Origin of the sequence: Bacillus sp. NTK071 (assembly GCF_017303315.1) — a bacterium.
In the GTDB taxonomy this organism is placed as follows: Bacteria; Bacillota; Bacilli; order Bacillales; family Guptibacillaceae; genus Guptibacillus.
Genome location: NZ_JAFKOI010000174.1, coordinates 1 through 251 on the forward strand (window position 1 = coordinate 1; position 251 = coordinate 251).

The 251-nt window shown below is 64.1% G+C and carries 1 protein-coding gene; it reads right to left on the reverse strand.

Translation table 11 applies throughout. The features are described from left to right. Positions 1 to 251, reverse strand: a 251-nt coding sequence (locus tag JI666_RS22305; RefSeq protein WP_206895120.1) for a hydroxyacylglutathione hydrolase C-terminal domain-containing protein, incomplete at both ends; no start/stop codon positions are given.

Consider the following 251-nt stretch of genomic DNA (forward strand, 5'->3'; position numbering starts at 1 on the left):
TTTCTGCCGCCGGATCGCGGCCAGAACTTCGCGTGCAGAGGCACCGGGAACGCCAGCCGCCTCGGCCACCTTTGAGAGGTGACAGCGCAAATATGGGTTCAGAAGCCGCTCACTTTCAAGGGTGGTGCCGGTTGTGGGCAGTTTTTTCTCGGCCAGAACGGGCAATTCGGCCTGCCGCGCGGCGAGCGCATCAGCATCGGGCGCGTATTTCGCGGCGAAGGTCAGATTCGCGGCGGCATAGTCGTGGCCCG